Source organism: Streptomyces sp. NPDC006332 (assembly GCF_040612855.1).
Lineage (GTDB): Bacteria > Actinomycetota > Actinomycetes > Streptomycetales > Streptomycetaceae > Streptomyces.
The window spans coordinates 1-25,753 of record NZ_JBEXRA010000061.1; the positions used below are offsets into that span (position 1 = coordinate 1).

The following is a 25,753-nucleotide window of genomic DNA, read 5'->3' on the forward strand; positions in this document are numbered from 1 at the left end:
GAGGCCGGCCGCATCCGCACGTCCCCCACCCCGACCCGCCTGCGCAGGCCCTCGGTGAGCATCTCCCGGTCCAGCCGCCACCGCGCGAGGACCCGGCCGTCGTGGCTGAAGACCGCGGTGACGGCGAACGGGTCCGCCGCGTCGTAGCTGAGATGGGCGAGCACCGGGCAGCGTTCGGCGGCGCCCGCCTGGAGCTGCACGACGAGCGTCTTGTGGACGAACGAGTTCACGAGAAGGCCTCCGGGGAGAACTGTCATAGAGACCTCTAGTACCCCCGTCAGGCGCAAGATGCTCAGCTCTCCGGGTGATTCCCTCGCGCTCCGCGCAGCGAGGTGATGCAGGAGGCGATGGCTCGCTGCAGTTCCTCCAGCTGTTGGACCATGTCGTCCTCGTAGAACTCCTGGGCGTCGTCGAAGGTCAGCTCCTCGAAGACCTTGGTCGCCCGCTGGAGGCTGCTGTAGAACTTCGTCCGCCGTTCCTGGACGCGCAGTTCGGGATCGGACTCCACCGCCTCGACCACGAGCGACTTCATCGTGTCGTAGGCCTCCGAGGCCCACTCGCCGGCGTCCTCGTCCTCCTCCAGCTCGTCGAGCAGGGACAGGTGCCGTTCCGCCTCCTGACGGACGTCGACGGGCGCGTCGATGGTCTGGCCCGCGGGGGTCTTGACCTGGCCCGACTCGGCGATCTGGCGGACGTATCCGATCCGGTCGGCGGACCTGCTCTCACTGGCGACGGCCTTCTTCAGGTCGTCGGTGCGCACCACGTCCCGGGCCCACTCGGCCTGCAGCTCGGGGTCTTCACGGACCCGGTCAAGCAGGGCCTGGCGGGCCGCCCGGGCGGTGGAGGGGTCGGCGAGGATCGCGGCGCGCAGCGCGGTCGGGTTCTCGGCGACCTCCAGCGCCTTGGTCGGCCGGATGCCCTCGGCCTCGGCCGCCTCCGTGATGGCGGTGCCCCGCTCGGAGGTGGCGCTGTTGCGGGAGACGTAGTAGCCGAGCCACACGTCGGCGTCCGGCAGTTCCACCTCCTGGCCGGGCGTCAGCGCCTCGAACTGCGGGACCAGGCCGTCGTCCGCGGCCCGGTCCCACGCCTTGTAGTAGCGCATGACACGTTCGGGCGAGCAGCCGGCCAGTTCGGCGAACTCCTTCGCCGACACCTTCGCCGTCTCGTCCGCGCCCTGGCCGCCGGGCCGCACGCTGCGCGCCACCATCAGGCCGAAGGCCCAGCCTCCGGTGCGCGCGTAGACGCCGAACTCGCGCGCGTCCCGCGCCACGAGGTCGGACAGGGGCACGGGGGACGTCTCGGACGGGACGATCGACAGTGTCACGGGTGACTCTCCTGGGCAGGCTGGTAGAACTGCGCTGGTGCGGGCGGAAGCCTATTGCACTCCCGCCGGCGCCCAGGCAGCTCCCGTGCCGTCAGCCCAGTGCGTCGTGCAGCGCGGGCAGCAGCGTCTTCGCCGACCAGTCCAGGTACGCGGGCTGGGACTCGCCGCCGATCTGCACCAGGGCGATCTCGGTGAACCCGGCCTCGGCGTACGGCCGTACCGCCTCGACGAAGTCCTCCGGGTCGTCGCCGCACGGGATCGAGGCGGCGACGTCGTCGGGCGTGACGAACTGGGTGGCCGACTCGAAGGAATCCGGGTGCGGCAGCTCGGAGTTGACCTTCCAGCCGTTGCCGAACCAGCGGAACTGGGAGTGGGCACGCTTGACCGCCGTGTCCCGGTCCGGGTCGTAGCACACCGGCAGCTGGCCCACCCGCGGCTTGCCCTGGCCGCCGTGCCGGTCGAAGGCGTCCAGGAGGCCCGCCTTGGGCTCGGTCGCGATCACCAGGTCCGCCAGCCGGCCCGCGAGGGAGCAGGACCGCTCACCGGAGACGGCGATGCCGATCGGCGGCGGCTGGTCCGGCAGGTCCCACAGACGGGCCGACTCGACGTCGAAGTGCGTACCGCGCCGGTTCACATGGCCGCCCTCGAAGAGCTCGCGGATGATCTCCACCGCCTCTTCGAGCATCTCGTGCCGTACGTCGACCGACGGCCAACCGCCGCCCACCACGTGCTCGTTGAGGTTCTCCCCGGAGCCGAGCCCCAGCCGGAACCGGCCCTCGGACAGCAGCTGCATCGTGGCCGCCTTCTGCGCCACCACCGCGGGGTGGTAGCGGAAGCTCGGACACGTCACGTACGTCATCAGCGGAATGCGGGACGTCGCCTGGGCGGCGGCTCCCAGCACACTCCACGCGTACGGCGAGTGACCCTGCGCGCGCAGCCACGGGAAGTAGTGGTCCGACGTCACCGAGAAGTCGAAACCCGCCTCCTCGGCCCGGACCAGGTGGTCGACCAGGTCACGGGGGCCGGCTTGTTCGGTCATCATCGTGTAGCCGATTTGCACCATAACGGCCGGGTCCCCGGTCAGCGGCAGGGAAAACGGACCGATCGCCGCCCCCTCGATCACGGTGCCCGACGGGGAGGATGCCCCCTCGATCACGGCGCCCCACCGGGAGAGGATGCCCCCATGACCACTCGCGCCCTGCCCACCAGCGCCCCCGCCGCCCAGGGGGTCGCAGCCTCCGGCATCCACGGCTTCCTCGACGCCCTGGAAGCCGCCCCGGGCATCGAGCCGCACAGCCTGATGATCCTGCGACACGACCATGTGGTCGCGGCCGGCTGGTGGGCGCCGTACGGCCCCGGGCGCGTCCACCACCTCTACTCGCTCAGCAAGAGCTTCACGGCGACCGCCGCCGCCTTCGCCGTCGCCGAGGGGCTGATACGGCTGGACGACCCGGTGATCTCGTACTTCCCGGAGCTCGACGCCGACATCACCGACCCGCGCAGCCGCGCGATGCTGGTCCGGCACGTGGCGTCGATGGCGGCCGGACATGTCGCCGAGGCCTTGGACGGGGCCCGCGCGCTCGATCCGGAGGACCTGGTCCGCGGCTTCCTGCTGCTGCCTCCGGACCGCGATCCGGGGACCGTCTTCGCCTACAGCCAGCCCACCACCTACACGCTCGGCGCCATCATCCAGCGCGTCACCGGGCAGTCGCTGACCGAGTATCTGCGGCCGCGGCTGCTGGATCCGCTCGACATCGGCGAGGTGGCGTGGACACGCGACCGGTCGGGGCGCGAGCTGGGCTTCAGCGGGCTGCACGCCACCACCGACGCGATCGCCCGGCTCGGGCAGCTGTATCTGCGGGACGGGGTGTGGGAGGGAGAGCGCGTGCTGCCCGAGGGCTGGGTGGCCGAGGCCACCCGCGCGCACATCACGACCGCCGACGGCACACCCGAGGGCGCGCTGTCGGACTGGCAGCAGGGCTACGGCCTGCAGTTCTGGAGGTCCCGGCACGGATACCGCGGGGACGGGGCCTACGGACAGTTCTGTCTGGTGCTGCCCGAGTACGACGCCGTGGTCGCGATGACCTCGCAGAGCACGGACATGCACAAGGTCACGGACCTGGTCTGGGAACATCTGCTCCCGGCTTTCGGAGCCGAACCGCCGCACGGGCGGCGAGAGGAAGACGCGGCGCTGGCCGGGCGCCTGGCAGCGCTCGCGCTGCCGCCCGTCCCGGGCGCCCCGGTCCCGCCGGAGCGGGCGCAGGCCTGGTCCGGCGCCGAGTTCGCGCCGGACGAGGAGGCCCGCGCGAACTTGTGGGGCGAGGCACGGGTGCGGGTCTCGGCGACCGGGAGCGACTGGCGGGTGACGCTCGTCGAGGACGGCCACCGGCTGGAACTGCCGCTTGGGGAGGGGGACTGGGCCGTGGTCGACGAGCCGGTGCCCGTCGCGGTCGGCGGGGGTTGGACCGACGTGGAGACGCTCGTCGTCGAGGTGGCCTTCCTGGAGACGCCCCATCGCCTGGCGGTGAGCTGCTCACTGAAGGACCGGACCTTCACGGCGCGTTGGCGCACCCGGCCGCTGCAACCGGCGCCGCTGCGCTCGACGCGGGCGCCGCGCGGCTCAGTCTGAGGTCGGCCGGAACGTTCTCAGGAAGGTGTCGAGGGCCTGCCGGTTCGCGGAGTCGTTCCAGTCGGCGGCCGGTGTGGTCCAGCGCAGGGAGAAGCTGCGGCTCTCACCGATGAGGAAACCGCGGCCGAACGTGCGCGACTGGGTGCCGTGAGGGTCGTCGGCGAGCCATTCCATGTCGGCGGCCTTACGCCCCTGGTAGGTCGTGGCGCGGATCTCGCCGATTCGCCTGAAGCCGATGTCCGCCTGCTGCAGACCCGGTTGGACGTCGTCGCGCCAGACCGCGACGGGGTCAGGGCCCACCCGTTCGCTGTAGGTGACGGCGAGCGTGCGCGGGTCGTCGTCCTTTCCGAAGGTCACGCGGTACGACAGGTCGCCCGTGCGCGAGGTGTTCAGCGCCTTCCAGCCCGCCGGAAGCGCCACGGAGAAGCCCTCCGGTGACCGGTACACGCTGAATCCGGCGGGGAGCGCGTTCCCGGAAGGGGAGGGGGAAGGGGACGGGGGCGGCGTGCGCGTCGGTGTGGCGGTGGGCGTCGGTTTGGTGGGGGTCGGAGCGGCGGACGTGTCCTTCGTGGGTGCCGGTGTACTGGGCGGCGGGGAGCTCTGTCCCTCGGTGGCCGGGGTCGAGGCGGGCGGCCGGGACGCCGCACTGCCGGAGTCGGAGTCGGTGCCCGGCAGTTGGCGGGTCACGGCGAGGACCGCGACGGACACCGTCACGACGGCCAGGGCGGTCCCGGCGACCATGGTCCGGCGACTCCACACCGGGCCGGTCTGGTACAGGCCGCGCAGACGGGGCTTGGGCAGCGCCCGCAGGGCGGCCTGCGGATCCTCGTTCAGGACCCGGGTGAGAGCCTCGCGGACCACCTGGCGGGTCAGCCGTTCCCGGGAGTTCTTCCGCAGCAGCCCCTGCACGGTCTGGGCGAGCGGTCCGGCGTGCACGGGGCTGCGCAGCGGAAGCCGGTCCACCCCGCGCAACGTGGCCTCCGGCCGGTCCCGGTCGCGGAACGGCGGCCGGCCCTCGAGCATCGTGTACAGCATCGCCCCGAGCGCCCACAGGTCGGCGGCCGGCCCGATGCGTTCGTCGCGGGCCTGCTCGGGCGAGGCGTACGACGGTGCGGTGATCCGGGGCGCCAGGGTCGCGCCGGTCAGCCCGAAGCCGGTGAGGACGACGGCACCCTGGTCTCTCACGAACACCTGGCCGGGACTGAGCTCGCCGTGCGTGATGCCCTCACCGTGCGCGGCCTCCAGCACGTCGAGCACCTCCAAGGCGATGCGTGCCGCCCGGGCGTAGGTGAACGCGCCCTGCTGGGTGATGAGTTCCGTCAGCGGCACGCCGTCGATCCACTCGGTGACGACCCACAGGTTGCCGTACTCCACGACGGCGTCGATCACCTCCGCGACCTGGCCCGGACACACCCGGCCCATGGTCTCCGCCATCCGGATGACACGGGCGGTGGCCCGGCGCGCACCCTCCCCGTCCAGGTCGGCCGGCAGTCCGATCTGGGTGAGGAGACGGGGCCGCCCGGCCCCGAGGTCCTCGCCGTACCAGCAGACGCGGTTGGTTTCGCGGTGGACGACCTCCAGGAGCCGGTACCTTCCGGCGACCAACTCGTGTGTGGACACGTGCGCCTTGACCATGTCATCCCTCGCTGAACCCCTGGCTCTCACCTTTCACAGAGGTACGAGGGGTACGACGGGGTGCGTTCAATGAATTCGCGACTGAAGTGCATTGCTTCCCTTTTGTTCAACTGCTGTATGACAGGTCAGGAGAACTGCACGGTCACTGAACGAGGTTGACACGGCCGGGTCGGCGGCGGCCCGCTCTCAGAGATCGCGTCGCACCAGGAAGTCCAGCAGGGACCGCAGATCGCCGCCGGCCGCCGGTTCCAGGGGCGTCTCGGCCAACAGCACCTCCACGGCGGCGATGTGCCGCCGGGCCTCGGCCAGCGCGGCCGACCTGCCACCCGCCTCCTCGATCAGCGCGGCGACCCGCGCGGGCTCCGCGTCGGATTCCAGCAGGGCGGCCAGCCGACCGGCCACGGGGGAAGGGGAGTCGAGCGCGGACAGAACAGGGAACGTCTTCTTCCGCTCCCGGAGGTCCCCGTGCACGGGCTTGCCGGTGACGGCGGGGTCGCCCCAGATGCCCAGCACGTCGTCGACGATCTGGAACGCGACCCCCAGATGCCGTCCGGCCCGGTCGAGCGCGGTGACCACGGCGGGCGGCCCGCCGCCGAGCAGGGCCCCCAGCGCGGCCGCGCAGCCCAGCAGGGCACCGGTCTTGTGCTCAGCCGTCGTGCGGTACTCGACCGTCCGCACGCGATGCGGCCCCGCCCAGGGACGCGCGGCGAGCAGCAGATCGTCGGCCTGGCCGCGCACCAGGTCGCCCAGCGCCACGGACAGCAGGCACAGCGCCTCCGGGCCCGCCGACGTGCCGGCCAGGGTCTCGACGGCCAGCGCGAAGAGCGCGTCGCCCGCGAGGACCGCCGGGCCCGTGCCGTACGCCTTCCACACGGTCGGCCGGCGTCGCCGGGCCGCGTCGCCGTCCATGATGTCGTCGTGCAACAGGGAGAAGGTGTGCACCAGTTCCACCGCGACCGCCGCGGGGACCCCGGCCCGTCCGGGCGCGCCGACGGCCTCGGCCCCGAGCACGGCCAGCGCCTGGCGCACCCCCTTGCCGCCGGTGGCCCGGGTGGGCTCACCTCCGACCTCGCACCAGCCGAACGCGTACCCGGCCATCTCGCCCACCCACGGGTGCAGTCGCCCGACCGCCTCCTGGAGCGCGGGCCGCACCAGGCCCCGACAACGGTCCAGGACCTCGGGGGCGGCGACCGCCGCCGTCAGCGCCGTCACCGTACGGCCTGGGCCGGTGCGCCGAACGCTTCGAGCGGCTGTCCGTGTGACACCACCGCCGAGTGCTCCGGTGGGTCGGCTTGGACGCCGAACTCCTGCTGTGCCCGCGCCACCATCTCCCTGGCATGCCGCAGCCCGAGCCGCTCCAGGGTGCCGGCCAGGTCGGACAGTTCGGCGGCGGTCTCGGCGCGGTCGCGGCCCAGGCGGGCCCGGGACTTGGCCAGACCGAGCCGCGCCAGCGCCGTGCCGCGCGGCTCGCTCATGTCACGGAACTCCGCGAGCGCCAGCTCGTAGCAGTCCCGGGCCTCGGCGTGACGCCCGGCGCGGTACAGGACGTTGCCGCGCATCTTGTGGTTGTACGCCAGCGCGCTGGACAGCTTCATCGCGCGGCAGGTCTCCTCCGCCTCGGACAGCAGGCCGAGCGCGCGCTCCGTGTCCCCGTCGCGCACGGAGACCACGTCGGCGAGCCCGCGCAGCGCCCAGGCGTGTCCGCGCCGGTCGTCGGCGCGTGCGGCTATCTCGGCCGCCTCCTCGAACAGGTCGTACGCCGTGTCGAGGGAGCCGGTGTTGCGGTGGATCTGCGCTATGCCCTCCAGCGCCCACACGGTGTGCCGGGCCTCGCCCCGCCGCCGGGCCTCGGCCAGCAACTGCTCGTGCAGCCGGCCCACCGCCTCGTAGTCGCCCTGGATGCGTCCGGTCTCGGCGAGTCCCGCCAGCGAGTAGCCGCGGACGACGATGTCACCGCCGCGTTCGCCGAGTTCCGCCGCCAGTTCCAGCAGACGCCGGGCCAGGACGAACGCGCCGCGCTGGCGGGCCAGGGTGCCGCCGCTCCACAGCGCCCAGGCCATCGCCGCGGTGTCCCCGGCCTGACGGGCCGCGCGGTAGCTCGCCTTCCAGGCCCGGTCGGCCTCCCCGATCCGGCCGAGCCGTCGGTGCGCCTCGGCGACCGCGAGCCCACAGCGCGCGGCCTCCCCGTGCTGCCCCGCCCGTTCCGCGGCCCGCAACTGTTCGGTGCCGGCGGCCAGTACCTCGGTCAGCGAGGAGTTCACTGACAGGGTGGTGAGGGCGCCCTGGTACTCCGGGGCGAATGCCTTGCCGTACATGCCTGCCTCTCGGTCGCCATGCCCGCCATGTCTACACATGATGTATACATGAGGTGTATAGCGCGTGGGGGTCCTGCCCCGGCCCACCGGGCCGCGGCCTCGTCTGTTGCCGATCAAGACGGCGGGGCGAACTTCGGGGTTGCCTGTGCGGCATAGATCACATCACTGCGGCTGGGTGTAATGGCTCTGCCTTGGGGCTCGGCGGCGTACGCGGGTAGGGTCCACTCCGTGCGCCCGCAGCCCGAAGAGCCCGTCACGTTGGAGGACCTCGCACGATGACCGCCCGGTTCACCGCGAAGCTGGGCTCGGTGGCCGCGGCGCTGCTGTTCGCCAGTGCCTGCCAGTCCACGTCCCTGCGGACCGGGGCGATCCACCCCCCGGCCGGCGTGATCACCTGGGGGGCGAGCGCCTACCGGGTCGGTGAGGCCGTGGCCGACCGCGGCTACCGGCTCGTGGTGCACACCAGCGTCGCGGGCCACGACGCCCGGATCCGGCTCTCCAACGCCTTCGGGGACCGGCCCGTGACCTTCGACAGTGTCTACGCCGGCCTCCGCAGGACGGGCGCCGAACTGGTCCGCGGCAGCAACCGGCGGCTGACCTTCGGCGGGGCGCGCTCCGTCACCGTCCCCGCCGGACAGGCCGTGCTCAGCGATCCGCTGCCCGGTCACCTGCCCGCCGCGAGCGACCTGGCGGTCAGCATCCACACACCCGACGCGGCCGGTCCGGTGACCGGCCACTGGTTGGGCATGCAGACGTCCTACGTCACCTCGGGCGACCACACCGCCGAGGAGAGCGCCGCCTCCTGGACGAAGGGCACCGGTTCCTGGTTCTACCTCGACGCGGTCTCCCTGCGGGCGAGCCGCGGAACCCGAGCCGTCGTGGCCCTCGGCGACTCCATCACGGACGGCTGGCATTCGACCCCCGACCGCAACCGCCGCTGGCCGGACTACCTCGCCCGCCGCCTGCAACGCGCGGACACCGGCATCAAGGGCGTCGCCAACGAGGGCATCGCGGGCAACAAGGTCCTCGCGGACGGGTCCGGACCGAGCGCACTCGACCGACTCGACCGGGACGTGCTGTCCCAGCCCGGCGTCCGGACCGTGTTCCTCTTCGAGGGCGTCAACGACCTCAAGGCCCACACCGACGTCACCGCCGAGGACCTGACCGACGGCTACGAGGAACTCGTCCAGCGTGCGCACGCGGCCGGCAAGTGCGTCGTCGCAGCCACCGTCGGCCCCTTCAAGGGCTGGTCCGAATGGGACCAGGACGCCGAAGCCGTACGCCAGGAGGTCAACACCTTCATCAGGACCAGCGGCGAGTTCGACGCCGTCACCGACTTCGACCGCGTCCTGCGGAGCCCCCGTGACCCCGCACGGATCCTGCCCGCTTTCGACGGCGGCGACCATATCCACCCCAACGACAGGGGAATGCGGGCGATGGCCGACGCCGTCGACCTGAAGAGCCTCGACTGCGCCGACCCGGACCCAAATACGGACCCTGCCCCGAAGCCATGACCCGGCCCCAGAGCGGTCACGAGCCGTGACTCAGGACGATCCGGGCCCGGATCCGCTCCGCTCCGGACTGATCAGCCCCTGCCGGTAGGCGACCGCCACCGCCTCCGTGCGGCTCGCCGCGCCCAGCTTGGCGAGGATGTTGGAGACATGGACGCTGGCCGTCTTGGCGCTGATGAACAGGTCCTCGCCGATCTGCCGGTTGCTGCGGCCGAGAGCGAGAAGCCCCAGTACGTCCTGCTCGCGGGAGGTGAGGATCGTGGTGCGGGCGTCGGCGGCCGGAGCCTGCGCCAGACGTCCACGGCGGATCAGGGCGTCCACCTGCTCCAGCAGAGGTGTGGCGCCCAGCCGGACGGCCGTCGCCCGCACCTCCAGGGCCGCGACGCCCGCCTCCTCGCGCCGCTCGTCCGTCAACAGGGCCTCGGCGAACCGCACTTGGCACCGCGCCCGCTCGTACACGTCACCGAACTCGAACGCGGCGACCGCCCTTTCCCAGGCGGCCGCGTCCGGCCCGGCCACCGCCCGCGCCCACTCCGCCTCGGCCCGGGCCAGCCACGCCTGCCCCTCCGGCCCCTGCGGGGTGCCGTTCTCACCGTGCGCGGCGGACAGCCGGGCGAGATCGCGCAGTTCGGTCGCGGTGTCCGTCCAGCGGCGCGTCTCGACCTCGTCGCCACTCACACGCAGCGTGGCGGCCCGGTCGGCGACCGCGGACAGGGCGAGGGCGGCCAGCCGCACCGTGACGTACGGCGGTGTGCCCGCGACGTCGGTGAAGGCCGCCACGATGGAGCGCATCCGCTCGACGGCGGCCTCCGGCGCACCCCGTTGTGCCGCCGCGTCGGTCAGCACGATGCCCGCGACCAGCGTGCTCATCCAGTCGAACGGCCCCTCCAACAGGGCCTCGGCACGGTCGGCGGCCGTGCGGTCACCGCGTGCCAGTGCCACGTACAGCGCGGGCCCGGCCGTGTACGCGCCGGCCGCCGGAAGCACCTCGGCGTCCGCGGCCGCCGCGTCCACGCACTCCTCCCAGCGACCCAGTGTGTACAGCACCAGCAGCCGGAGATAGCGCATCTCCAACGGGTACGGCGAGGAGAGCAGGCCCGCACGGCGGGCCCGGTCCAGCCCCTCGGTGAGCCAGGGCAGGCACTCGTCGAGGTCGGCGGACTCGAAACAGCCCACGGCCAGATTGAACAGGGCACGCAGTTCCACCGGCGCGTTGCCCGAGCCGCGCGCGAGATCCCGGGCCTCCCGCAGCCGCTCCCGGCCCTCCGGCGTCCGGCGGCCTCCGCCTTCCAGGCCTGCCAGCGAGATCAGCAGGTCGGCCCGTGCGTCGGTCACGTCCAGCCGTTCCGCGACGTTCAGCGCCTGCAGGGCGATCCGTCGCGCCGTGTCGTACTCCCCGACCTGGCGTGCCGCCAGCACATGGGTGGCCGCCGCCCACACCCAGGTGCGCGACGGGGGTTCGGCCGGGATCATGGCGAGCGCCTCGCTGCTGTACTCGAACGCCGCCGTCAGGCTGTCGACACCGATCAGGTTCCCGGCGAGCGTGTACCGGACCCGGGCGGCCAGTTCGGAGTCCGCGTCCTGTCCGACGCCCGCGAGCGCGGCGCGGGTGAGGGAGACCGCCCGGTGCGCCTGGCCGGCGTGCGCGGCCGCCGCCGAGGCGCGCAGGGTGAGCGTCACCCGGTCGGCGCCCTCGTCCGCGGGCCGAGCGGACGGCTCCACCGCCGACCACAGGTCCAGGGCGGCTTCGAGGTGCCGCAGTTCCTCGGCGGGCGCGCCGAGCGACTGCGCGTGCCCGGCCGCCTCCAACGAGGCCGCCAGCGCCTGGGCCAGGTCATGGCTCTCGCGGTAGTGGTGGGCCCGCTCCGCCGCGCTCTCGGCGGGACGGCCCCGCCCGCTGAGCAGCCGGGCGAACGCGCCGTGCAGCCGGGCCCGTTCCCCGGGGAGCAGATCGGCGTAGACCGCCTCGCGGGCCAGGGCGTGCCGGAAGGCGTACGTGTCGCCGTGGCCGGGCACCAGCAGTTGCCGCCCGATCGCCTCCCGCAGGGCCGACTCCAGCGCGTCCTCGGGAAGACCGACCGCGTCCCGCAGCAGGTCGTGCTCGACCCGGCGACCCGCCACCGCGGCCGTGCGCAGCACCTGCTGGGCGGTGTCGGAGAGCTGCTCGAAGCGGATCAGCAGGACGTCCGCGAGGCCGCTGGGAACGCCCCCGGCCTCCGTGTCGGTGGCCGCGAGCAGTTCCTCCGCGTAGAATGCGTTGCCCTCGGCGCGCTCGACGATCCGCCGGACCGTGGCGTCCGGCAGCGGACTGGACCACAACGCGCGGACCAGACGGGCGACTTCGGGATCGGTCATGGGCCGCAGCTCCAGCCGCTCCACGGCGGGCAGCCGCACCAGCTCCGCCAGCAGCGGACGCAACGGGTGACGGCGGTGCAGGTCGTCCGCCCGGTAGGAGGCGAACACCGCCAGCCGATGGGTGGGCGCACCGCCCGCCGACCGGTGGAGGATGCCCCGGCTGAGCAGGAACCGCAGCAGGTCACGGGAGGACTGGTCGGCCCAGTGCAGGTCCTCCAGGACGAGCAGCAGCGGGGCGATGTCCGAGACGGCGGCCAGCAGCCCCGCGATGCCCTCGAACAGCCGCAGCCGGCCCCCGGTGTCCCGAGCCGTGTCCGTGCCGCCGCCCAGCAGCCGGTCCACCACCGGATACGCGGCGAGAACGTCCGCGAACCGCTCGTCGGCCGCGAGCAGCCCCAGGACCTCGGTGAACGGCAGATACGGCAGACCCACGTCGCCGAGGTCGACGCAGTGCCCGGTGAGCACCGTCATCCCGGCGCGGTCGGCGCGTTGGGCGATCTCCGCCAGCACCCGGGTCTTGCCCACGCCCGCGTCCCCGGCGACCAGCACCGCCCGGGGCTCACCACCCCGGGCACGCTCCAGCACACCGGTGAGACGGGCGAGTTCGTCATCCCGGCCGATGAGCGGGGCGGTGTCTGAGATCGTCGGCACGGATCCATCCTGGCACGCGGCACTGCCAGAGCCGGCAGTGACAGAGCTACGGTGGCCGAGGGCGCCCGCGCCGGACGGCGAGGACGCCGGGCCGGGCGCTCACTGCCGCAGCGACCGAGTCCAGTCGGCCGGCACCCGCCCCGCGGGGCCCGGCGTGGGCTGGTCCGCCGGATGACTCGCCGGCGGCGCGAGATCCGGCCCCGACTCGTACAGCTCGCTCGTCGCGTAGTTCCAGTACCAGCCCTCGCCGGGCTCGAAGCTCTGCACCAAGGGATGCCCGGTGGTCTTGTAGTGGCCGGTCGCGTGCTGGGCGGGGGAGGAGTCACAGCAGCCGACGTGCCCGCACTGCGCGCAGCGCCGCAGATGGAACCACCAGCCGCCGGCCGCGTCGCACTCCACGCATCCGGCGCCGCTCGGCGGGGCGGCGGGGTCGAGGCCGTCGATCGGGTTGTCGCTGGTCATACGGTCTCCTCGGAGGGTGTGTCGGGGCCCGCGGCGGTGAGCGGCAGCAGGACCTGGAAGCGGGTGTCGCCCGGCTCGGACTCGACCTGGAGGGAACCGTGGTGTTTGTTGACGACGATCCGCCAGGAGATGTCCAGGCCGAGTCCGGTGCCCTCGCCCACCGGCTTGGTGGTGAAGAAGGGGTCGAAGATGCGGTCGCGGATCTCCGCGGGCACACCGGGCCCGGTGTCCCGGAACTCCACCAGCAGCCGGTCGTTGTCGAGGGCCGTCCGTACGGTCAACGTCCCCTCTCCGCCCGCGCCGTTGACGGCATGGACCGCGTTGTCGATCAGGTTGGTCCACACCTGGTTGAGCTCCGCCGGGTAGGCGGGCACCTTCGGGACCGTACGGTCGTACTCCTTGACCACCTTGATCCGCGGGCCGATCTTGCCGGACAGCATCAGCAGGGTGCTGTCGAGGAGTTCGTGCACGTCGGCGACCTGGTAGGGGGCCCGGTCCAGCTGCGAGTACTGCTTCGCGGCGTCGACGAGATGGGAGATGCGGTTGGTGGAGTCGTTGATCTCGTCCATCAACAGCTCGGTCTCGACGGTGTAGTTGAGCCACCCGATCGCGTTCGGCAGAACCTCCTCGTCGACGGCGGCCGCCACCTGGTCCAGCCAGTCGGCGTCGAGACCGGCCTGCACGAAGGTGGGCGCGATCCGCCAGCCGTCCGCGATGCCGTGGTCGTCGAGCCAGTCCGTGAGGGCGTCCTCCCGGTCGGAGGCCTCCAGTGGGCTCAACGTGGGGGCCTTGGCGACCCGTTCGGCGGTGCGTTCCTGGATGTCGATGAGGTTCGCCAGGACCTCGGGGGAGTAGGAGCCCTGGGTGATGACGGCGAGCTTGTGCCGCATCTTGCCCACGCGTTCCCGCAGGGTCGCGGTCGCCCGCACGGCCGCCGCGGCCGGGTTGTTGAGTTCGTGCGTGAGTCCCGCCGACAACGAGCCCAGCGCCAACAGCCGTTCACGCTGTCCGATGGCCCGCTGGGTGCTCTTCGATCCGAAGAACAGTCCCTCCAGCAGGTGCACCGCCATCGGGAACCACTCCTGCATGAAGTCCGCGAACGTCTCCGCGGGCACCACGAAGAACCGCGTCGGCTCGGTGACCCGCATCGAGTTGACGTACACCTGGGGCACCCGGTCACCCAGGTACGCCTGCATGGCCCCCGAGTAGACCCCGCGCTGGGAGGTCCGGGTGACCTCCACGTCGTCGCCGCCGACCCGCCGGGAGAGCACGACCGTACCCTCGATCATCACGTAGAAGCAGGTGGCGGGCTCGCCCTCGGTGAAGACCGGACCGGGCTCGAACTTCTCCACCCGCCCCTCGGCGCACAGCTGTCCGAGCTGCTCGGAGGACAGCTTCTCGAACAGGAACAGTGACCCGACCTCCCGCGGGTTGCACGGCATCGGCTGTCCGCTCACGACTGCTCCAGATACCGGTGTACGAGCATCACGGCCATGGCTCCCTCTCCGACGGCGGACGCGACCCGCTTCGCGGACTCGGCCCGGGCGTCGCCCGCGACGAACACGCCCGGGATGTTGGTCTCCAGGTGGTACGGCGGCCGGTCCAGCTCCCAGTCGGCCGGTGGCCGCCCGTCGGGAGTCAGATCGGGACCGGCCAGGATGAACCCGTGCTCGTCGCGCAGCACCGCGCCGTCCAGCCAGTCGGTCAGCGGGGCCGCTCCGATGAACACGAACATCCACTGCGCGTCGACGAGTTCGGTCCGCCCGCTCTCCACGTCGCGCAGCGTGAGCTGCTCCAGGTGCTCGGAGCCGTGCGCGGCCTCCACGACCGTCCCGCAGCGCACCGAGATGTTCGGCGACTCCTCGATCTGCTGGATCAGGTAGTACGACATCGACGCCGACAGCGACGCCCCGCGCACCAGCAGCGTCACCGACTTCGCGCCCCGCGCCAGGTACATCGCGGCCTGCCCGGCGGAGTTGGCGCCGCCCACGATGTACACGTCATGGCCCTGGCAGGAGGCCGCCTCGGTCAGTGCCGAACCGTAGAACACCCCGCAGCCGGTCAGGTCCGAGGTGCCCGGTGCCGCCAGCTGCCGGTACGACACACCGGTCGCCAGGATCACACTGTGCGCGGCGATGGCCGAGCCGTCCGAGAAACGCACGACCCGCGCGGGGCCGTTGATCTCCAGTCCCGTCACCTGCCGCGCGGTGAGGATCTCGGCACCGAACTTCGCCGCCTGCCGCCGCGCCCGGTCGGTGAGCTGCGCTCCCGACACGCCGTCCGGGAAGCCGAGGTAGTTCTCGATCCGGGAGCTCTGTCCGGCCTGCCCGCCGGTCGCCGACCGCTCCACGAGCACCGTCCGCAGCCCTTCGGAGGCCCCGTACACGGCGGCGCCGAGCCCGGCCGGGCCGCCGCCGATGACGACCAGGTCGTAGAAGTCCGCCTCGGGGGTCGTCGCCAGACCGACCCGCGCGGCCAGCTCGGGTGCCTCCGGCTCGACCAGCGGGGTGCCGTCAGGGGTGATCACCAGCGGCAGCCGCTGCCCGTCCTGTCCGGCCGCCGCCAGCAGCCGCCGCCCCTCCGGCTCGTCCGCCGAGTACCAGCGGTACGGCACCTGGTTGCGCGCCAGGAACTCCCGTACGTCCGACGAATGCGCCGACCAGCGGTGTCCGACCACCTTGGTGGCGGGCACCGGCCGGAAGTCGCTGCACCGCCACGACTCCAGGAGGTCGTCAAGGACCGGGTACAGCTTCTCCTCGGGCGGGTCCCAGGGCTTGAGCAGGTAGTGGTCGAGGTCGACGACGTTGATCGCGTCGATCGCCGCGTTCGTGTCCGCGTACGCGGTCAGCAGCACCCGCCGAGCCCCCGGATACACGTCCAGGGCCTGCTCCAGGAACTCGATGCCGTTCATCTGCGGCATCCGGTAGTCGGCCAGGATCACGGCCACCAGATCACCGCGCAGCTTCAGCTCGCGCAGTGCCTCCAACGCGGACTCGCCGGACTCCGCGCGCACGATCCGGTACGACTCGCCGTAGCGTCGCCGCAGGTCGCGGGCGACGGCCCGGGACACCCCGGGATCGTCGTCCACGGTCAAGATGACGGTCCGCGCTGCGTCCGCGGCCTGTGCCATACGTCTCCCACCCCGAGGTCGGACCGACGGCACGGTGGCCCACGTTGCGGTCACCGCGCCGACTCCAGGCCATCGTATGTTCGATCGTCCCGGTTCGCTCCGGGTACCTGGAGCGGTTCGCTCACGGCACAGGGCCGGACGCGGGGAGTCAAGAAGGGCGGGACGTCAGCCGCGCCGCGGGCCGAGCACGCAGAACTCGTTGCCCTCGGGATCCGCGAGCGTCACCCACGACTGCTCGCCCTGGCCGACGTCCGCGTGCCGCGCCCCGAGAGCGATCAGGCGAGCCACCTCGGCCGCCTGGTCCTGGGGCCGGAAGTCGAGGTGGAGACGGTTCTTGACGGTCTTGCCCTCCGGCACCGGCACGAACAGCAGCCCCGGCATGCGGTCCTTCTCCGGTCGGATCTCGTACTCGTCGGGGTACTCGCCCACGATGACCCACCCGAGCGCCTCGGCCCACCAGCGGCCCAACGCCGTCGGATCGGCGGCGTCCACGACGACCTGCTCCCATTCCAAAGCCATGTCGTCAGCGTAGTGAAGACTGGGTAACCGGTCGCATGGGTTACGACAAAGGGAGGCCGACAGCATGACGCGCCCGATCACGGCAGGGGTCGACGGAACCGAGGAGAGCCTGGCCGCGCTGGCCTGGGCGGCCCGGGAAGCGGTCCGCCGCAAGCTGGCGCTGCGGGTCGTGCACGCCTGGCGGTACCAGGCGCACGACGCGATCGAGGCCATCGACCCGGAGGTCCAGATCGGCTGGGCCAAGGAGGCGGTGGGCGAGGCCGCCCGGACCGTCACCGAACGCCATCCGGAGCTGGAGGTGTCCACCGACGTGATCGAGGGCGCCGACGCCGAGACGCTGGTCGACGCCGCGGCACAGGCCGAGATGCTGGTCCTCGGCTCGCGCGGCCACGGCCGGGTCATGGGCTTCCTGCTGGGATCGGTGGGCCAGCAGGTGATCGTCGAGGCCACCCGGCCGGTCGTCCTGGTGCGCGCCGGTGACGAGCCCGCGGCCGAGGCGGCGGGCCGTGAGATCGTCGTGGGCCAGCAGGGCGAGCCCGAGGACAGCGCCGAGGCGCTGCGGTTCGCGTTCGAGACGGCCGCGGCGCGCGGTGCCACGGTGCGCGCGGTACGGGCCTGGACCCTGCCGCCGGTCTTCGCCTACAGCCCCGGTTCGCTCAAACTCCTCGACGAGACCGGTGGCCTGGAGCCGTACGAGAGGAAGGCCCTGGCGGCGGCGCTGCGGCCGTGGCGGGACCGCTTCCCGGACGTGCCGGTCGTCGAGCACGTGGAGATGGGCAGCGCCGGGCAGGTGCTGCTGTCGGTGGCCACCGGGGCCCAGCTGATGGTCGTCGGGCGCCGTGCCCACCGTACGGCCGTGGGCGCCCGTATCGGATCGGTGGCCCATGGCGTGCTGCACCACGCGGGCTGCCCGGTGGCCGTGGCGCCGCACGCCTGAGTCAGTCGGTACCGGGGCTGGGCTGGAGGGTCTCCCGGGCCTTGGGAAGGATGTTCTTGATGTAGTCCTCCACGGCCGAGTCCAGCCCCAGGTCGTGCTGCGCGCGCTCGGACAGGTACCAGCGGTGTTCCAGCAGCTCGTGGTAGATCTCGGCCGCGTCCATCGAGCCGCGCAGCTCGACGGGCACGGCGCGCACGGTGGGGCGGAAGACGTCCCGGACCCAGCGGTGGGCGAGTACCTCCGGGCGGGCCGCGAGCGGGTCGCCCGGGGCGTAGTCGTCCTGGGTGGCCATCCAGCTCTCCAGGTCGTTCAGGAGCCGGCGGGCCTGGTTCTCCTCGGTGTCCAGGCCGGTCAGCCGCAGCAACTGGCGCTGGTGGTGGCCCGCGTCCACGACCTTGGGCACGAACGTGACCGAGTCACCGTTCGAGGAGTGCTCGATCTGCATCTCGGCCACGTCGAACCCGAGGTCGTTCAGACGGCGGATCCGGCGCTCGATGAAGTGGTACTTGCCCGCCGGGTAGACGGATCTGCGGGTCAGCTCCTCCCACAGGGTGCCGTAGCGGGCGCAGATCTCCGTGCCGAACTCGATCGGGTCCACCGATGGGTGCAGGGCCCCGGACGCCTCCAGGTCGAGCAGTTCGCCGCTGATGTTCACCCGGGCCAGGTCCAGGTCGTAGTCGCGCTGACCGGCGCTGAGCTGCGGGTGCAGGTCGCCGGTCTCCGCGTCGACCAGGTAGGCGGCGTACGCGCCCGCGTCCCGCCGGAACAGGGTGTTGGACAGCGAGCAGTCGCCCCAGGCGAACCCGGCGAGGTGCAGCCGCACCAGAAGCACGGCCAGGGCGTCCATCAGGCGGTGCATGGTCGCGGGCCGCATGGTGGTCTCGAACATCGACCGGTACGGCATGGAGCCGCCCAGATGCCGGGTGATCAGCACGGACTCCAGCGGGGCGTCGTCCGGGGTGGTGCGTCCGGTGACCACGGCCAGCGGGTCCACGGCGGGGATGCCGAGCCGGTCCAGGTCCCGCAGCAGCTCGTACTCGCGCAGCGCCGGGCGTTCGGCGAGCTCCTTGACCGCTATCACCTCGTCACCGGCGCGGGAGTAGCGCACGACGTGGCGGGAGATACCGCGCGGCAGCGGCACCAGGTACTCCTCGGGCCACTCCTCCAGGGGGAGGTGCCAGGGCAGTTCGAGCAGGAGCGCGGGATGCTCCGGGTTGGTCGCGCTGATCTGCAGGGCCATGGGTGGACTGTCCTCGCTTAGCCGGTGATCGTCACCTCACCTTAGGGGTCCTTTCACTATGCCCGCCCGGGTCGCGCGGCCTGGCACCGCACCTCGCCGCGTTGCCGAACCACCCACGTGGCTCCGCCACGAGGGCGCTCCGGCGCCTTGCGATGCACGGCACCAGACCACGCGACCTCACCGGGCGCTCATAGTGAAAGGACCCCTTAGAGCGCGCGCTCCCTGGCCTGCAGTACCGCTTCACGGACCGGACCGCGGTGCACGGGGCCGTGCCCGGGCAGCAGCAGGTCCGCCTCCAGCGTGGCGAGCACGTCCAGCGAGGCGACGGCCCGGGGCCGCTCGTGGTGGAACATGTCGGGCAGCAGTTGCGGGCCCTTGGCCCGGGAGGTCGGGTGGCCGCTCACCAGGGCGTCGCCGGAGACCAGTACACCCCGGTCCGGGAGGTGGAAGGCGCAGTGTCCGTCCGTGTGGCCGGGCGTGTGCACGGGGACGGGCCGGCCGGGCAGGTCGAGCGCGCCCGGCGCGGGAAACGCCTGGGGGGAGGCGACCGGGACATGGGCGGTGCCGCCCGAGCGGATCGCGTGCACGGCCCACGGCAGGACACCGGGCCGCCAGCCGTTCCTCACCACCGTCCCGACGCTGACCTGGTGCAGGAACTCCCGCCGCGCGTGCGGTACTTCGGCCTCGTGCAGATACACGGGAATGCCGTAGCCGCCGCGCAGGTACTCGGCGGAGCCCAGGTGGTCGTTGTGGGCGTGGGTGATCAGCACGGCCTCGACGGCCTCCGGAGAACTGCCCAACTCCGCGAGGGAGGCGAGGAGTTGCTCCCGGTCTCCGGGATAGCCGGTGTCGACCAGCGTCACGGCGTCGCCCTCGGTGAGGATCACCCAGTTGGTGTTGCTGCCGTGCACCAGATAGGCGCCGTCGGCTACTTGCTGCACATCTGCGCGCATCATCGTCCCGCGTGTGAGGTCCCTGCTCGACGCAGACAGCAAAGCAGACCAGGGGGCAGCCGAAGCCGCCGGGTCCGCCGTACGCCGACCGCGAAGGGCGCGCAGGCGAGGAGTGCGCGCACGCGAGGAGGGCGCGTCGACCTACGAGTCAGTGCACGTCGTGCGGCCGGAACTGGACACTGATGCGCGGCCCGGTGGCGCGCGTCGTCTTCGGTACGCAGTGCTCCCAGGTCCGCTGGCAGGAGCCGCCCATCACGATCAGGTCGCCGTGCCCCAGCGGCCGGCGGACCGTGTCCCCGCCTCCCATCGGCCGCAGCAGCAGGTCGCGGGGCGTGCCCAGGGAGAGGATCGCGACCATGGTGTCCTGGTGCGCGCCGCGTCCGATCCGGTCACCGTGCCAGGCGACGCTGTCGCGCCCGTCGCGGTAGTAGCACAGCCCGGCCGTGCTGAAGGGCTCGCCCAGTTCCTCGGCGTAGTGCGCGGACAGGGCCTCGCGCGCCTCGGTCAGCAGGGGGTGCGGCAGCGGGTCGTCCGCGCCGTAGAACGCCAGCAGGCGCGGTACGTCGACGACGTGGTCGTACATCTTCCGCCGCTCCGCGCGCCAGGGTACGTCGGAGGCCAGTTGCTCGAACAGGGCGTCGGAGCCGCTCAGCCATCCGGGCAGCACGTCGATCCAGGCGCCCGCGCCGAGCGCGGTCCGGCGGGTCCCGTCCAGGGGGCCGAGGCTCAGCCGCTCGCTCTGGTCGAAGAGGGAAGCCTGGAAGTGCCTGGTCATGGAATCAGCGTAACTCGATATTCGAAACTTTGTTCAAAAGGTCTTCCCGGTCCTCGGGTGAGTGCCCCGGCGGGGATATGGGGGCTTTCGATACATCGACGTATCGGATACATTCCCGTATCGAACGGGACGGGGGCAGGACATGGCGGTGCGGGAGACGACCGGACGCGTGACCAGACGCCGTGTCCGCACCCGGGCCAACCTCCTGGACGCGGCGTTCGCGGTGTTCGCCGCCAAGGGGTTCGGGCGGGTCTCCATCGAGGAGGTCTGTGAGGCGGCCGGGTACAGCCGGGGCGCCTTCTACTCCAACTTCGGCAGCCTGGACGAGCTGTTCTTCGCCCTCTACCGGCAGCGGGCCGACCTGATCGCCGAGCAGGTGGCGCAGGCGCTGGCCCTGGACGGTCCCGAGCTGGACGTGGCCGCCTCGGTGGAGCGGGTCCTGGAGGTGCTCCTGCTCGACGTGGACTGGCTGCTGGTGAAGACCGACTTCCTCGTCCACGCCGCCCGCGATCCGGCCGTCGCCCAGACCCTGCTGGAACACCGGGAACGGCTGCGGCGGGCGATCGAGGAACGGCTCGCCCGGGCCACCGGACCAGCGGCCCTGCCCGCCGCGCTCGGCGACGTCGACGGCGCGGCCCGCGCGGTCGTCGCCGCGTACGACGGAGTCACCACCCAACTGCTGCTGGACAAGGACGTCGAGCGCGCCCGCGTCTGGCTGGGACAGCTGCTCACCGCCCTGTTGACCGACGGCGGCGGCACCCCCGAATGACACCCCCGAGCCACACCCGAATGACACCCCTCAACACACACCCGAAGCCCCAAGACACCCCATGAGAAAGGCAACGGTCGCCATGGATGCGGACGTCATCGTCGTCGGAGCCGGACTCGCGGGCCTGGTCGCGGCGCACGAGCTGACCAGCCGGGGCCGCCGGGTCGCGCTGGTCGACCAGGAGAACGCGGCCAACCTCGGCGGGCAGGCCTTCTGGTCCTTCGGCGGGCTGTTCCTCGTCGACTCCCCGGAACAGCGGCGCCTGGGCATCAAGGACTCCTTCGACCTCGCCTGGAACGACTGGCAGGGCAGCGCGCGGTTCGACCGCGTCGACGACGAGGACTCCTGGGCGGTGCGCTGGGCGCGCGCCTACGTCGAGTTCGCGGCAGGGGAGAAACGTTCCTGGCTCCAGGGGCACGGCATCTCGTTCCTGCCCACCGTCGGCTGGGCCGAGCGCGGCGACCTGACCGCCCACGGACACGGCAACTCCGTACCCCGCTTCCACATCGCCTGGGGCACCGGAACGGGCGTCGTGGAGCCCTTCGTCGATCACGCCAAGCAGGCCGCACGCGACGGGCTGCTCACCTTCTACCACCGCCACCAGGTCGACGAACTGGTCGTCGAGAAGGGCGCGGCGTGCGGGGTACGCGGCACCGTGCTGGCCGAGGACCACGCGGCCCGGGGCGTCGCCTCCAGTCGCGAACGTGTCGGTGACTTCGAACTCACCGCCCAGGCCGTCGTCGTCACCACCGGCGGCATCGGCGCCAACCACGAGATGGTCCGCCGCCACTGGCCCGAGCGCCTCGGCACCCCGCCCGCCGAGATGGTCACCGGCGTGCCCGCCTACGTCGACGGCCGGATGCTCGACATCAGCGCCGACGCCGGGGTACGTCTGGTCAACCGGGACCGCATGTGGCACTACACCGAGGGGCTGCGCAACTGGGACCCGATCTGGCCCGGCCACGGCATCCGCATCCTGCCGGGCCCGTCCTCGATGTGGTTCGACGCCCTCGGCCGCCGACTGCCCGAGCCGTGCCTTCCCGGCTACGACACCCTCAGCACCCTCGAGTACCTGCGCACCACCGAGGACATCGCCGGATACGACCACTTCTGGTTCATCCTCACCCAGAAGATCATCGAGAAGGAGTTCGCCCTGTCGGGCTCCGAGCAGAACCCCGACATCACCGCCAAGGACCGCGCCGGTTTCCTGAAGGAGCGGGTGCTCGGCAAGGGGGCTCCAGGGCCGGTTGACGCCTTCCTGCGCAAGGGCGCGGACTTCGTGACCGCTTCGAATCTGGAACAACTCGTCGGGAAGATGAACGACCTGACCGGCAAGTCACTCCTGGACGCGACCGGGATCCGGCGCCAGATCGAGGCCCGCGACCTGCAGATCGCCAACCCCTACAGCAAGGACGCCCAGGTGCAGGGCATCCGCAACGCCCGCCGCTACATCGGCGACCGGCTCGGCCGGGTCGCCACCCCGCACCGCATCCTCGACCCGGCGGCCGGCCCCCTGATCGGTGTCAAGCTGCACACCCTCACCCGCAAGACCCTCGGCGGCATCCAGACCGACCTGGACTCCCGCGCCCTCGGCGCCGACGGCAAGCCCCTGGAGGGGCTGTACGCGGCGGGCGAGGTCGCCGGCTTCGGCGGCGGTGGCGTCCACGGCTACAACGCGCTGGAGGGCACGTTCCTCGGCGGCTGCCTCTTCTCGGGGCGGGCGGCGGGACGGGCGGCCGCTCGGCAGACCGCCTGATGGTGAACGGCCCGTCTGCTCACGCCGTGAGGAGACGGGCCAGCACGGAGGCGTGGCTCTGCTCGGGGGACTTGGCGGCGGTCAGCAGCGTGACAGCTCCTCGGCCGGTCAACTCACGCAACCCGTCGAGGAGTTCGGCCGCCTCGGGAGCGGTCAGCTCTGCCTCGTACCGCTCGCTGAACTCCTCGTACGACCCCTCGCCGGAGTGGTGCCAGCGGCGCAGCTCGGTCGACGGGGTGAGGGCCTTGGGCCACTCGTCGACGTGCGCCGCGTCCTTCGACAGGCCGCGCGGCCACAGCCGGTCGACCAGGACACGTACGCCGTCGTCGGGCTCGGGCGGTTCGTAGACGCGACGGACACGGACGCTCACGGGCGGGCCTTTCTCGGGCGGCGGGGCGGTCTCGGCAGCGTAGCGCCGAGCACCGGTCAGAACGGGTGGGCGCGGCGGGACTTGACCCGGTAGAGGTCGATCGGGGGGAGGCGGGCCCCTAGTGTGAGGTCGTTGGCACCCCCACCGTAGGAGTCCGTGTGAGACCGTCCGTCAGACGCACCACCGTCCTCCGCCGAGAGGCCGTGAGCGTCACCGTCCCCGTCGCCCTCGCGGCCCTGCTCGCAGCCGCCGGACCCGCTGCCGCGGGGCCCCTCGGCGCGTCCGGTGTCGGAGACCCCTACTTCCCGCTGGCCGGCAACGGCGGCTATCACGTCGGCCACTACGACCTGACGCTCCGTTACGACCCGGGCGGCCGTCACCTCACCGGCAAGGCAGTGCTCACCGCCCGCGCCACCCAGCGGCTCAGCCGCTTCGACCTCGACTTCGAAGGGCTGAAGGTCACCGGCCTCACGGTCGACCACGTCAAGGCGGAGTACCGCCGCGACGGCCAGGAACTCGTCGTCACCCCGCGCCACGCCCTGCGCAAGGGCGACCGGTTCCAGGTGACGCTCACCTACGCCGGCAAGCCCGCGCCGGTCACCGACCCGGACGGCTCGCTCGACGGCTGGATCCCCACCGACGACGGCGCCTTCGTCGCCGGTGAACCACAGGGCGCCATGACCTGGTTCCCGGCCAACAACCACCCCCTCGACAAGTCGTCCTACGACTTCACGATCACCGTCCCCAAGGGCCGCACCGCCGTCGCCAACGGCGTCCTGCTCGGGCAGAGCACCAGGAACGGCACCACCACCTTCCGCTGGCGCCAGCGGGAACCCATGGCCGCCTACCTCGCCACCGCGACCGTGGGGACGTTCCAGGTCAAGCAGTACACGACCCGCGACGGCATCAAGGTCTACGACGCCGTGGACCCGCGGGAGGCCGCCGCCGCGAAGCCCGTACTGAAGAAGCTGCCCTCGGTGCTGGAGTGGGAGAGCAAGCTGTTCGGGCCCTACCCCTACCGCGCCGCCGGCTCCATCGTCGATCGCGCCCCGAACGTCGGCTACGCCCTGGAGACCCAGACCCGGCCGGTGTACGACAGCGCCCCCGACCTGAGCACCCTCGTCCATGAGAACGCCCACCAGTGGTTCGGCGACTCCGTCTCCCTCACCTCCTGGAAGGAGATCTGGCTCAACGAGGGCTTCGCGACGTACGCGGAGTGGCTGTACAGCGAACAGCACGGCGGCCCGAGCGCGCAGAAGACCTTCGACGGGCTCTACAAACGTCCGGCGAGCGACGGCCTGTGGGCCTTCCCGCCAGGCGACCCGGGCAGCGGCGCCAACATCTTCGGCACGCCCGTCTACGCACGCGGTGCCATGACCCTGCACGTCCTGCGCAAGGCCGTCGGCGACCGGACGTTCTACCGGATCCTGCGGGCCTGGGCCGCCGAACACCGCTACGGACACGGCACGACCACCCAGTTCGAGCGGCTCGCGGAACGGCAGTCCGGCAAGGACCTGGACGCGCTGTTCCACACCTGGCTGTACACGTCCGGCAAGCCGAACAGGCCGTAACCCGAACGGAATTGTGATCCTGACGAGTTCCTCACAAGTGTCGGTCAAGGTCGAATCATGATCAGACACAGTCCTCCGGCCGCGTTGCTGGCCGCGTCCCTGTTGCTCACGGGATGCGGCGGCGGCGCGGCGGCGGTCCAGGACCACCGGCCCGGCGCCGCCCCGGCGGCGAGCACGCCGCAGGCGCTCGGCCGGCCCTCGCCGCCCGCGGCCTCGCCGGAGAACACCGCACCACGGACGTTGCCCGGGCTGGGGCCGAAGACCCTGTCCGAGGTCCCCTCCGACGCACGGCAGGCCGTCGTCGTGACCGGAAGGGGCAGCGACTCCCCGCTGTCCACGGTCGTCCTGTACGAGCGCACCGCGGCCGGCTGGCAGGCCGGCGAGAGTTGGCCGGCGCACAACGCGCGCAACGGCTGGACCGACCACCACCGGGCCGGTGACCTGCGCTCACCCATCGGCGTCTTCACCCTCACCGACGCCGGCGGCCGGCTCCGCGACCCCGGCACCCGGCTGCCGTACGACCGGGGGAGCGGCTTCACCGCGACCGGCACGGGCTTCGAGGGCGAGCCGCTGGCGGGGTCCTTCGACTACGTGATCGCCATCAACTACAACCGGCGGTCCGGCACCACACCGCTGGACTGGACCCGGCCCCTCGGCGCGGCCCGCGGCGGCGGTATCTGGTTCCACGTCGACCACGGCGGCCCCACCCACGGCTGCGTCAGCATCGCCGAACAGCACATGGTCGACCTGCTGCGGACGCTGGACCCCGGCCGTCACCCCGTCGTCGTCATGGGCGACGCGGACTCCCTGGCCCGCTGAGTCCGCGGACTCCTTTGCCCGCTGAGTCCGCC

At 72.2% G+C, this 25,753-nt stretch carries 22 protein-coding genes; 7 read left to right on the plus strand and 15 right to left on the minus strand.

Annotated elements, in window-relative coordinates:
• The 3 genes from ABZ027_RS36380 to ABZ027_RS36390 all read right to left on the minus strand — a co-directional run.
• On the minus strand, window positions 1-230 hold a 230-nt coding region (locus ABZ027_RS36380; RefSeq protein ID WP_356776062.1), incomplete at its 3' end, for an SsgA family sporulation/cell division regulator.
• 62 nt (window positions 231-292) lie between these two features.
• The gene (locus tag ABZ027_RS36385; protein ID WP_356776064.1) at window positions 293-1,324 is read right to left on the minus strand and encodes a hypothetical protein; all 1,032 of its coding nucleotides are present in this window, start codon (window positions 1,322-1,324) and stop codon (window positions 293-295) included.
• A 91-nt stretch (window positions 1,325-1,415) separates the two neighbouring features.
• A complete protein-coding gene (locus ABZ027_RS36390) occupies window positions 1,416-2,387 on the minus strand; it encodes an LLM class F420-dependent oxidoreductase (RefSeq protein ID WP_356776066.1) in 972 nt (323 codons plus the stop codon).
• Window positions 2,388-2,507: 120 nt separating this feature from the next.
• On the opposite strand from ABZ027_RS36390, the gene ABZ027_RS36395 reads away from it, so the two are divergent.
• On the plus strand, window positions 2,508-3,953 hold the full coding sequence (locus ABZ027_RS36395) for a serine hydrolase domain-containing protein (RefSeq protein ID WP_356776068.1): 1,446 nt from the start codon (window positions 2,508-2,510) through the stop codon (window positions 3,951-3,953).
• Here ABZ027_RS36395 and ABZ027_RS36400 read toward each other — a convergent pair.
• The 3 genes from ABZ027_RS36400 to ABZ027_RS36410 form a co-directional block, all read right to left on the minus strand.
• Window positions 3,945-5,588, minus strand: a complete 1,644-nt coding sequence (locus ABZ027_RS36400) for a serine/threonine-protein kinase (RefSeq protein ID WP_356776070.1) — start codon at window positions 5,586-5,588, stop codon at window positions 3,945-3,947. The two genes, ABZ027_RS36395 and ABZ027_RS36400, sit on opposite strands and share 9 nt — an antisense overlap.
• Window positions 5,589-5,774: 186 nt before the next feature.
• The gene (locus ABZ027_RS36405; RefSeq protein WP_356776072.1) at window positions 5,775-6,800 is read right to left on the minus strand and encodes a polyprenyl synthetase family protein; all 1,026 of its coding nucleotides are present in this window, start codon (window positions 6,798-6,800) and stop codon (window positions 5,775-5,777) included.
• Window positions 6,797-7,903: a tetratricopeptide repeat protein gene (locus ABZ027_RS36410; protein WP_356776074.1), complete on the minus strand. Its 1,107-nt coding sequence runs from the start codon at window positions 7,901-7,903 to the stop codon at window positions 6,797-6,799. Before ABZ027_RS36410 ends, ABZ027_RS36405 begins: the two co-directional genes overlap by 4 nt.
• A 275-nt stretch (window positions 7,904-8,178) precedes the next feature.
• Here ABZ027_RS36410 and ABZ027_RS36415 point away from each other — a divergent pair, with 275 nt between their 5' ends.
• Window positions 8,179-9,417, plus strand: coding sequence for an SGNH/GDSL hydrolase family protein (locus ABZ027_RS36415; protein ID WP_356776076.1), 1,239 nt, complete (start codon window positions 8,179-8,181; stop codon window positions 9,415-9,417).
• Window positions 9,418-9,447: 30 nt separating this feature from the next.
• Here ABZ027_RS36415 and ABZ027_RS36420 read toward each other — a convergent pair whose 3' ends face one another.
• The 5 genes from ABZ027_RS36420 to ABZ027_RS36440 all read right to left on the minus strand — a co-directional run bounded on the left by ABZ027_RS36420 (window position 9,448) and on the right by ABZ027_RS36440 (window position 16,531).
• A complete protein-coding gene (locus ABZ027_RS36420; RefSeq protein ID WP_356776078.1) occupies window positions 9,448-12,420 on the minus strand; it encodes an AAA family ATPase in 2,973 nt (990 codons plus the stop codon).
• Window positions 12,421-12,519: 99 nt separating this feature from the next.
• A complete protein-coding gene (locus tag ABZ027_RS36425; protein WP_356776080.1) occupies window positions 12,520-12,882 on the minus strand; it encodes a UBP-type zinc finger domain-containing protein in 363 nt (120 codons plus the stop codon).
• Window positions 12,879-14,339 carry an ATP-binding protein gene (locus ABZ027_RS36430; RefSeq protein ID WP_356776082.1) on the minus strand — a complete coding sequence of 487 codons (1,461 nt, stop codon included), beginning with the start codon at window positions 14,337-14,339 and terminating at the stop codon, window positions 12,879-12,881. Before ABZ027_RS36430 ends, ABZ027_RS36425 begins: the two co-directional genes overlap by 4 nt.
• Complete coding sequence (locus ABZ027_RS36435; RefSeq protein ID WP_356776084.1) at window positions 14,336-16,012, minus strand: FAD-dependent oxidoreductase; 1,677 nt, start codon at window positions 16,010-16,012, stop codon at window positions 14,336-14,338. The genes ABZ027_RS36430 and ABZ027_RS36435 overlap by 4 nt, the downstream gene beginning before the upstream one ends.
• A gap of 165 nt (window positions 16,013-16,177) precedes the next feature.
• Window positions 16,178-16,531 (minus strand): VOC family protein, encoded by a 354-nt coding sequence (locus tag ABZ027_RS36440; protein WP_356776086.1) that lies wholly within the window; start codon window positions 16,529-16,531, stop codon window positions 16,178-16,180.
• A gap of 64 nt (window positions 16,532-16,595) precedes the next feature.
• Here ABZ027_RS36440 and ABZ027_RS36445 point away from each other — a divergent pair, with 64 nt between their 5' ends.
• On the plus strand, window positions 16,596-17,468 hold the full coding sequence (locus tag ABZ027_RS36445) for a universal stress protein (RefSeq protein ID WP_356776088.1): 873 nt from the start codon (window positions 16,596-16,598) through the stop codon (window positions 17,466-17,468).
• Between the two features lies 1 nt (window position 17,469).
• Here the strand turns inward: ABZ027_RS36445 and ABZ027_RS36450 are convergent, their stop codons facing one another.
• From ABZ027_RS36450 to ABZ027_RS36460, 3 genes are all read right to left on the minus strand, one after another.
• Window positions 17,470-18,708: a DUF4032 domain-containing protein gene (locus ABZ027_RS36450; RefSeq protein ID WP_356776090.1), complete on the minus strand. Its 1,239-nt coding sequence runs from the start codon at window positions 18,706-18,708 to the stop codon at window positions 17,470-17,472.
• A 206-nt stretch (window positions 18,709-18,914) separates the two neighbouring features.
• Window positions 18,915-19,661 carry an MBL fold metallo-hydrolase gene (locus tag ABZ027_RS36455; protein WP_356776147.1) on the minus strand — a complete coding sequence of 249 codons (747 nt, stop codon included), beginning with the start codon at window positions 19,659-19,661 and terminating at the stop codon, window positions 18,915-18,917.
• 148 nt (window positions 19,662-19,809) lie between these two features.
• On the minus strand, window positions 19,810-20,436 hold the full coding sequence (locus tag ABZ027_RS36460; RefSeq protein WP_356776092.1) for an alpha-ketoglutarate-dependent dioxygenase AlkB: 627 nt from the start codon (window positions 20,434-20,436) through the stop codon (window positions 19,810-19,812).
• A gap of 142 nt (window positions 20,437-20,578) precedes the next feature.
• Here ABZ027_RS36460 and ABZ027_RS36465 point away from each other — a divergent pair, with 142 nt between their 5' ends.
• The gene (locus ABZ027_RS36465; protein WP_356776094.1) at window positions 20,579-21,205 is read left to right on the plus strand and encodes a TetR/AcrR family transcriptional regulator; all 627 of its coding nucleotides are present in this window, start codon (window positions 20,579-20,581) and stop codon (window positions 21,203-21,205) included.
• Window positions 21,206-21,287: 82 nt separating this feature from the next.
• Entirely contained in the window at window positions 21,288-22,961 is a 1,674-nt protein-coding gene (locus tag ABZ027_RS36470; RefSeq protein WP_356776149.1) for an FAD-binding dehydrogenase, read from the plus strand.
• A 19-nt stretch (window positions 22,962-22,980) separates the two neighbouring features.
• Here ABZ027_RS36470 and ABZ027_RS36475 read toward each other — a convergent pair whose 3' ends face one another.
• A complete protein-coding gene (locus ABZ027_RS36475; RefSeq protein ID WP_356776096.1) occupies window positions 22,981-23,331 on the minus strand; it encodes a DUF488 family protein in 351 nt (116 codons plus the stop codon).
• A gap of 158 nt (window positions 23,332-23,489) precedes the next feature.
• Between ABZ027_RS36475 and ABZ027_RS36480 the strand changes: the two genes are divergently transcribed.
• On the plus strand, window positions 23,490-24,902 hold the full coding sequence (locus tag ABZ027_RS36480) for a M1 family metallopeptidase (RefSeq protein ID WP_356776098.1): 1,413 nt from the start codon (window positions 23,490-23,492) through the stop codon (window positions 24,900-24,902).
• Between the two features lie 57 nt (window positions 24,903-24,959).
• Window positions 24,960-25,721: a L,D-transpeptidase family protein gene (locus ABZ027_RS36485; protein ID WP_356776100.1), complete on the plus strand. Its 762-nt coding sequence runs from the start codon at window positions 24,960-24,962 to the stop codon at window positions 25,719-25,721.
• The last annotated feature ends 32 nt before the right edge of the window (window positions 25,722-25,753 follow it).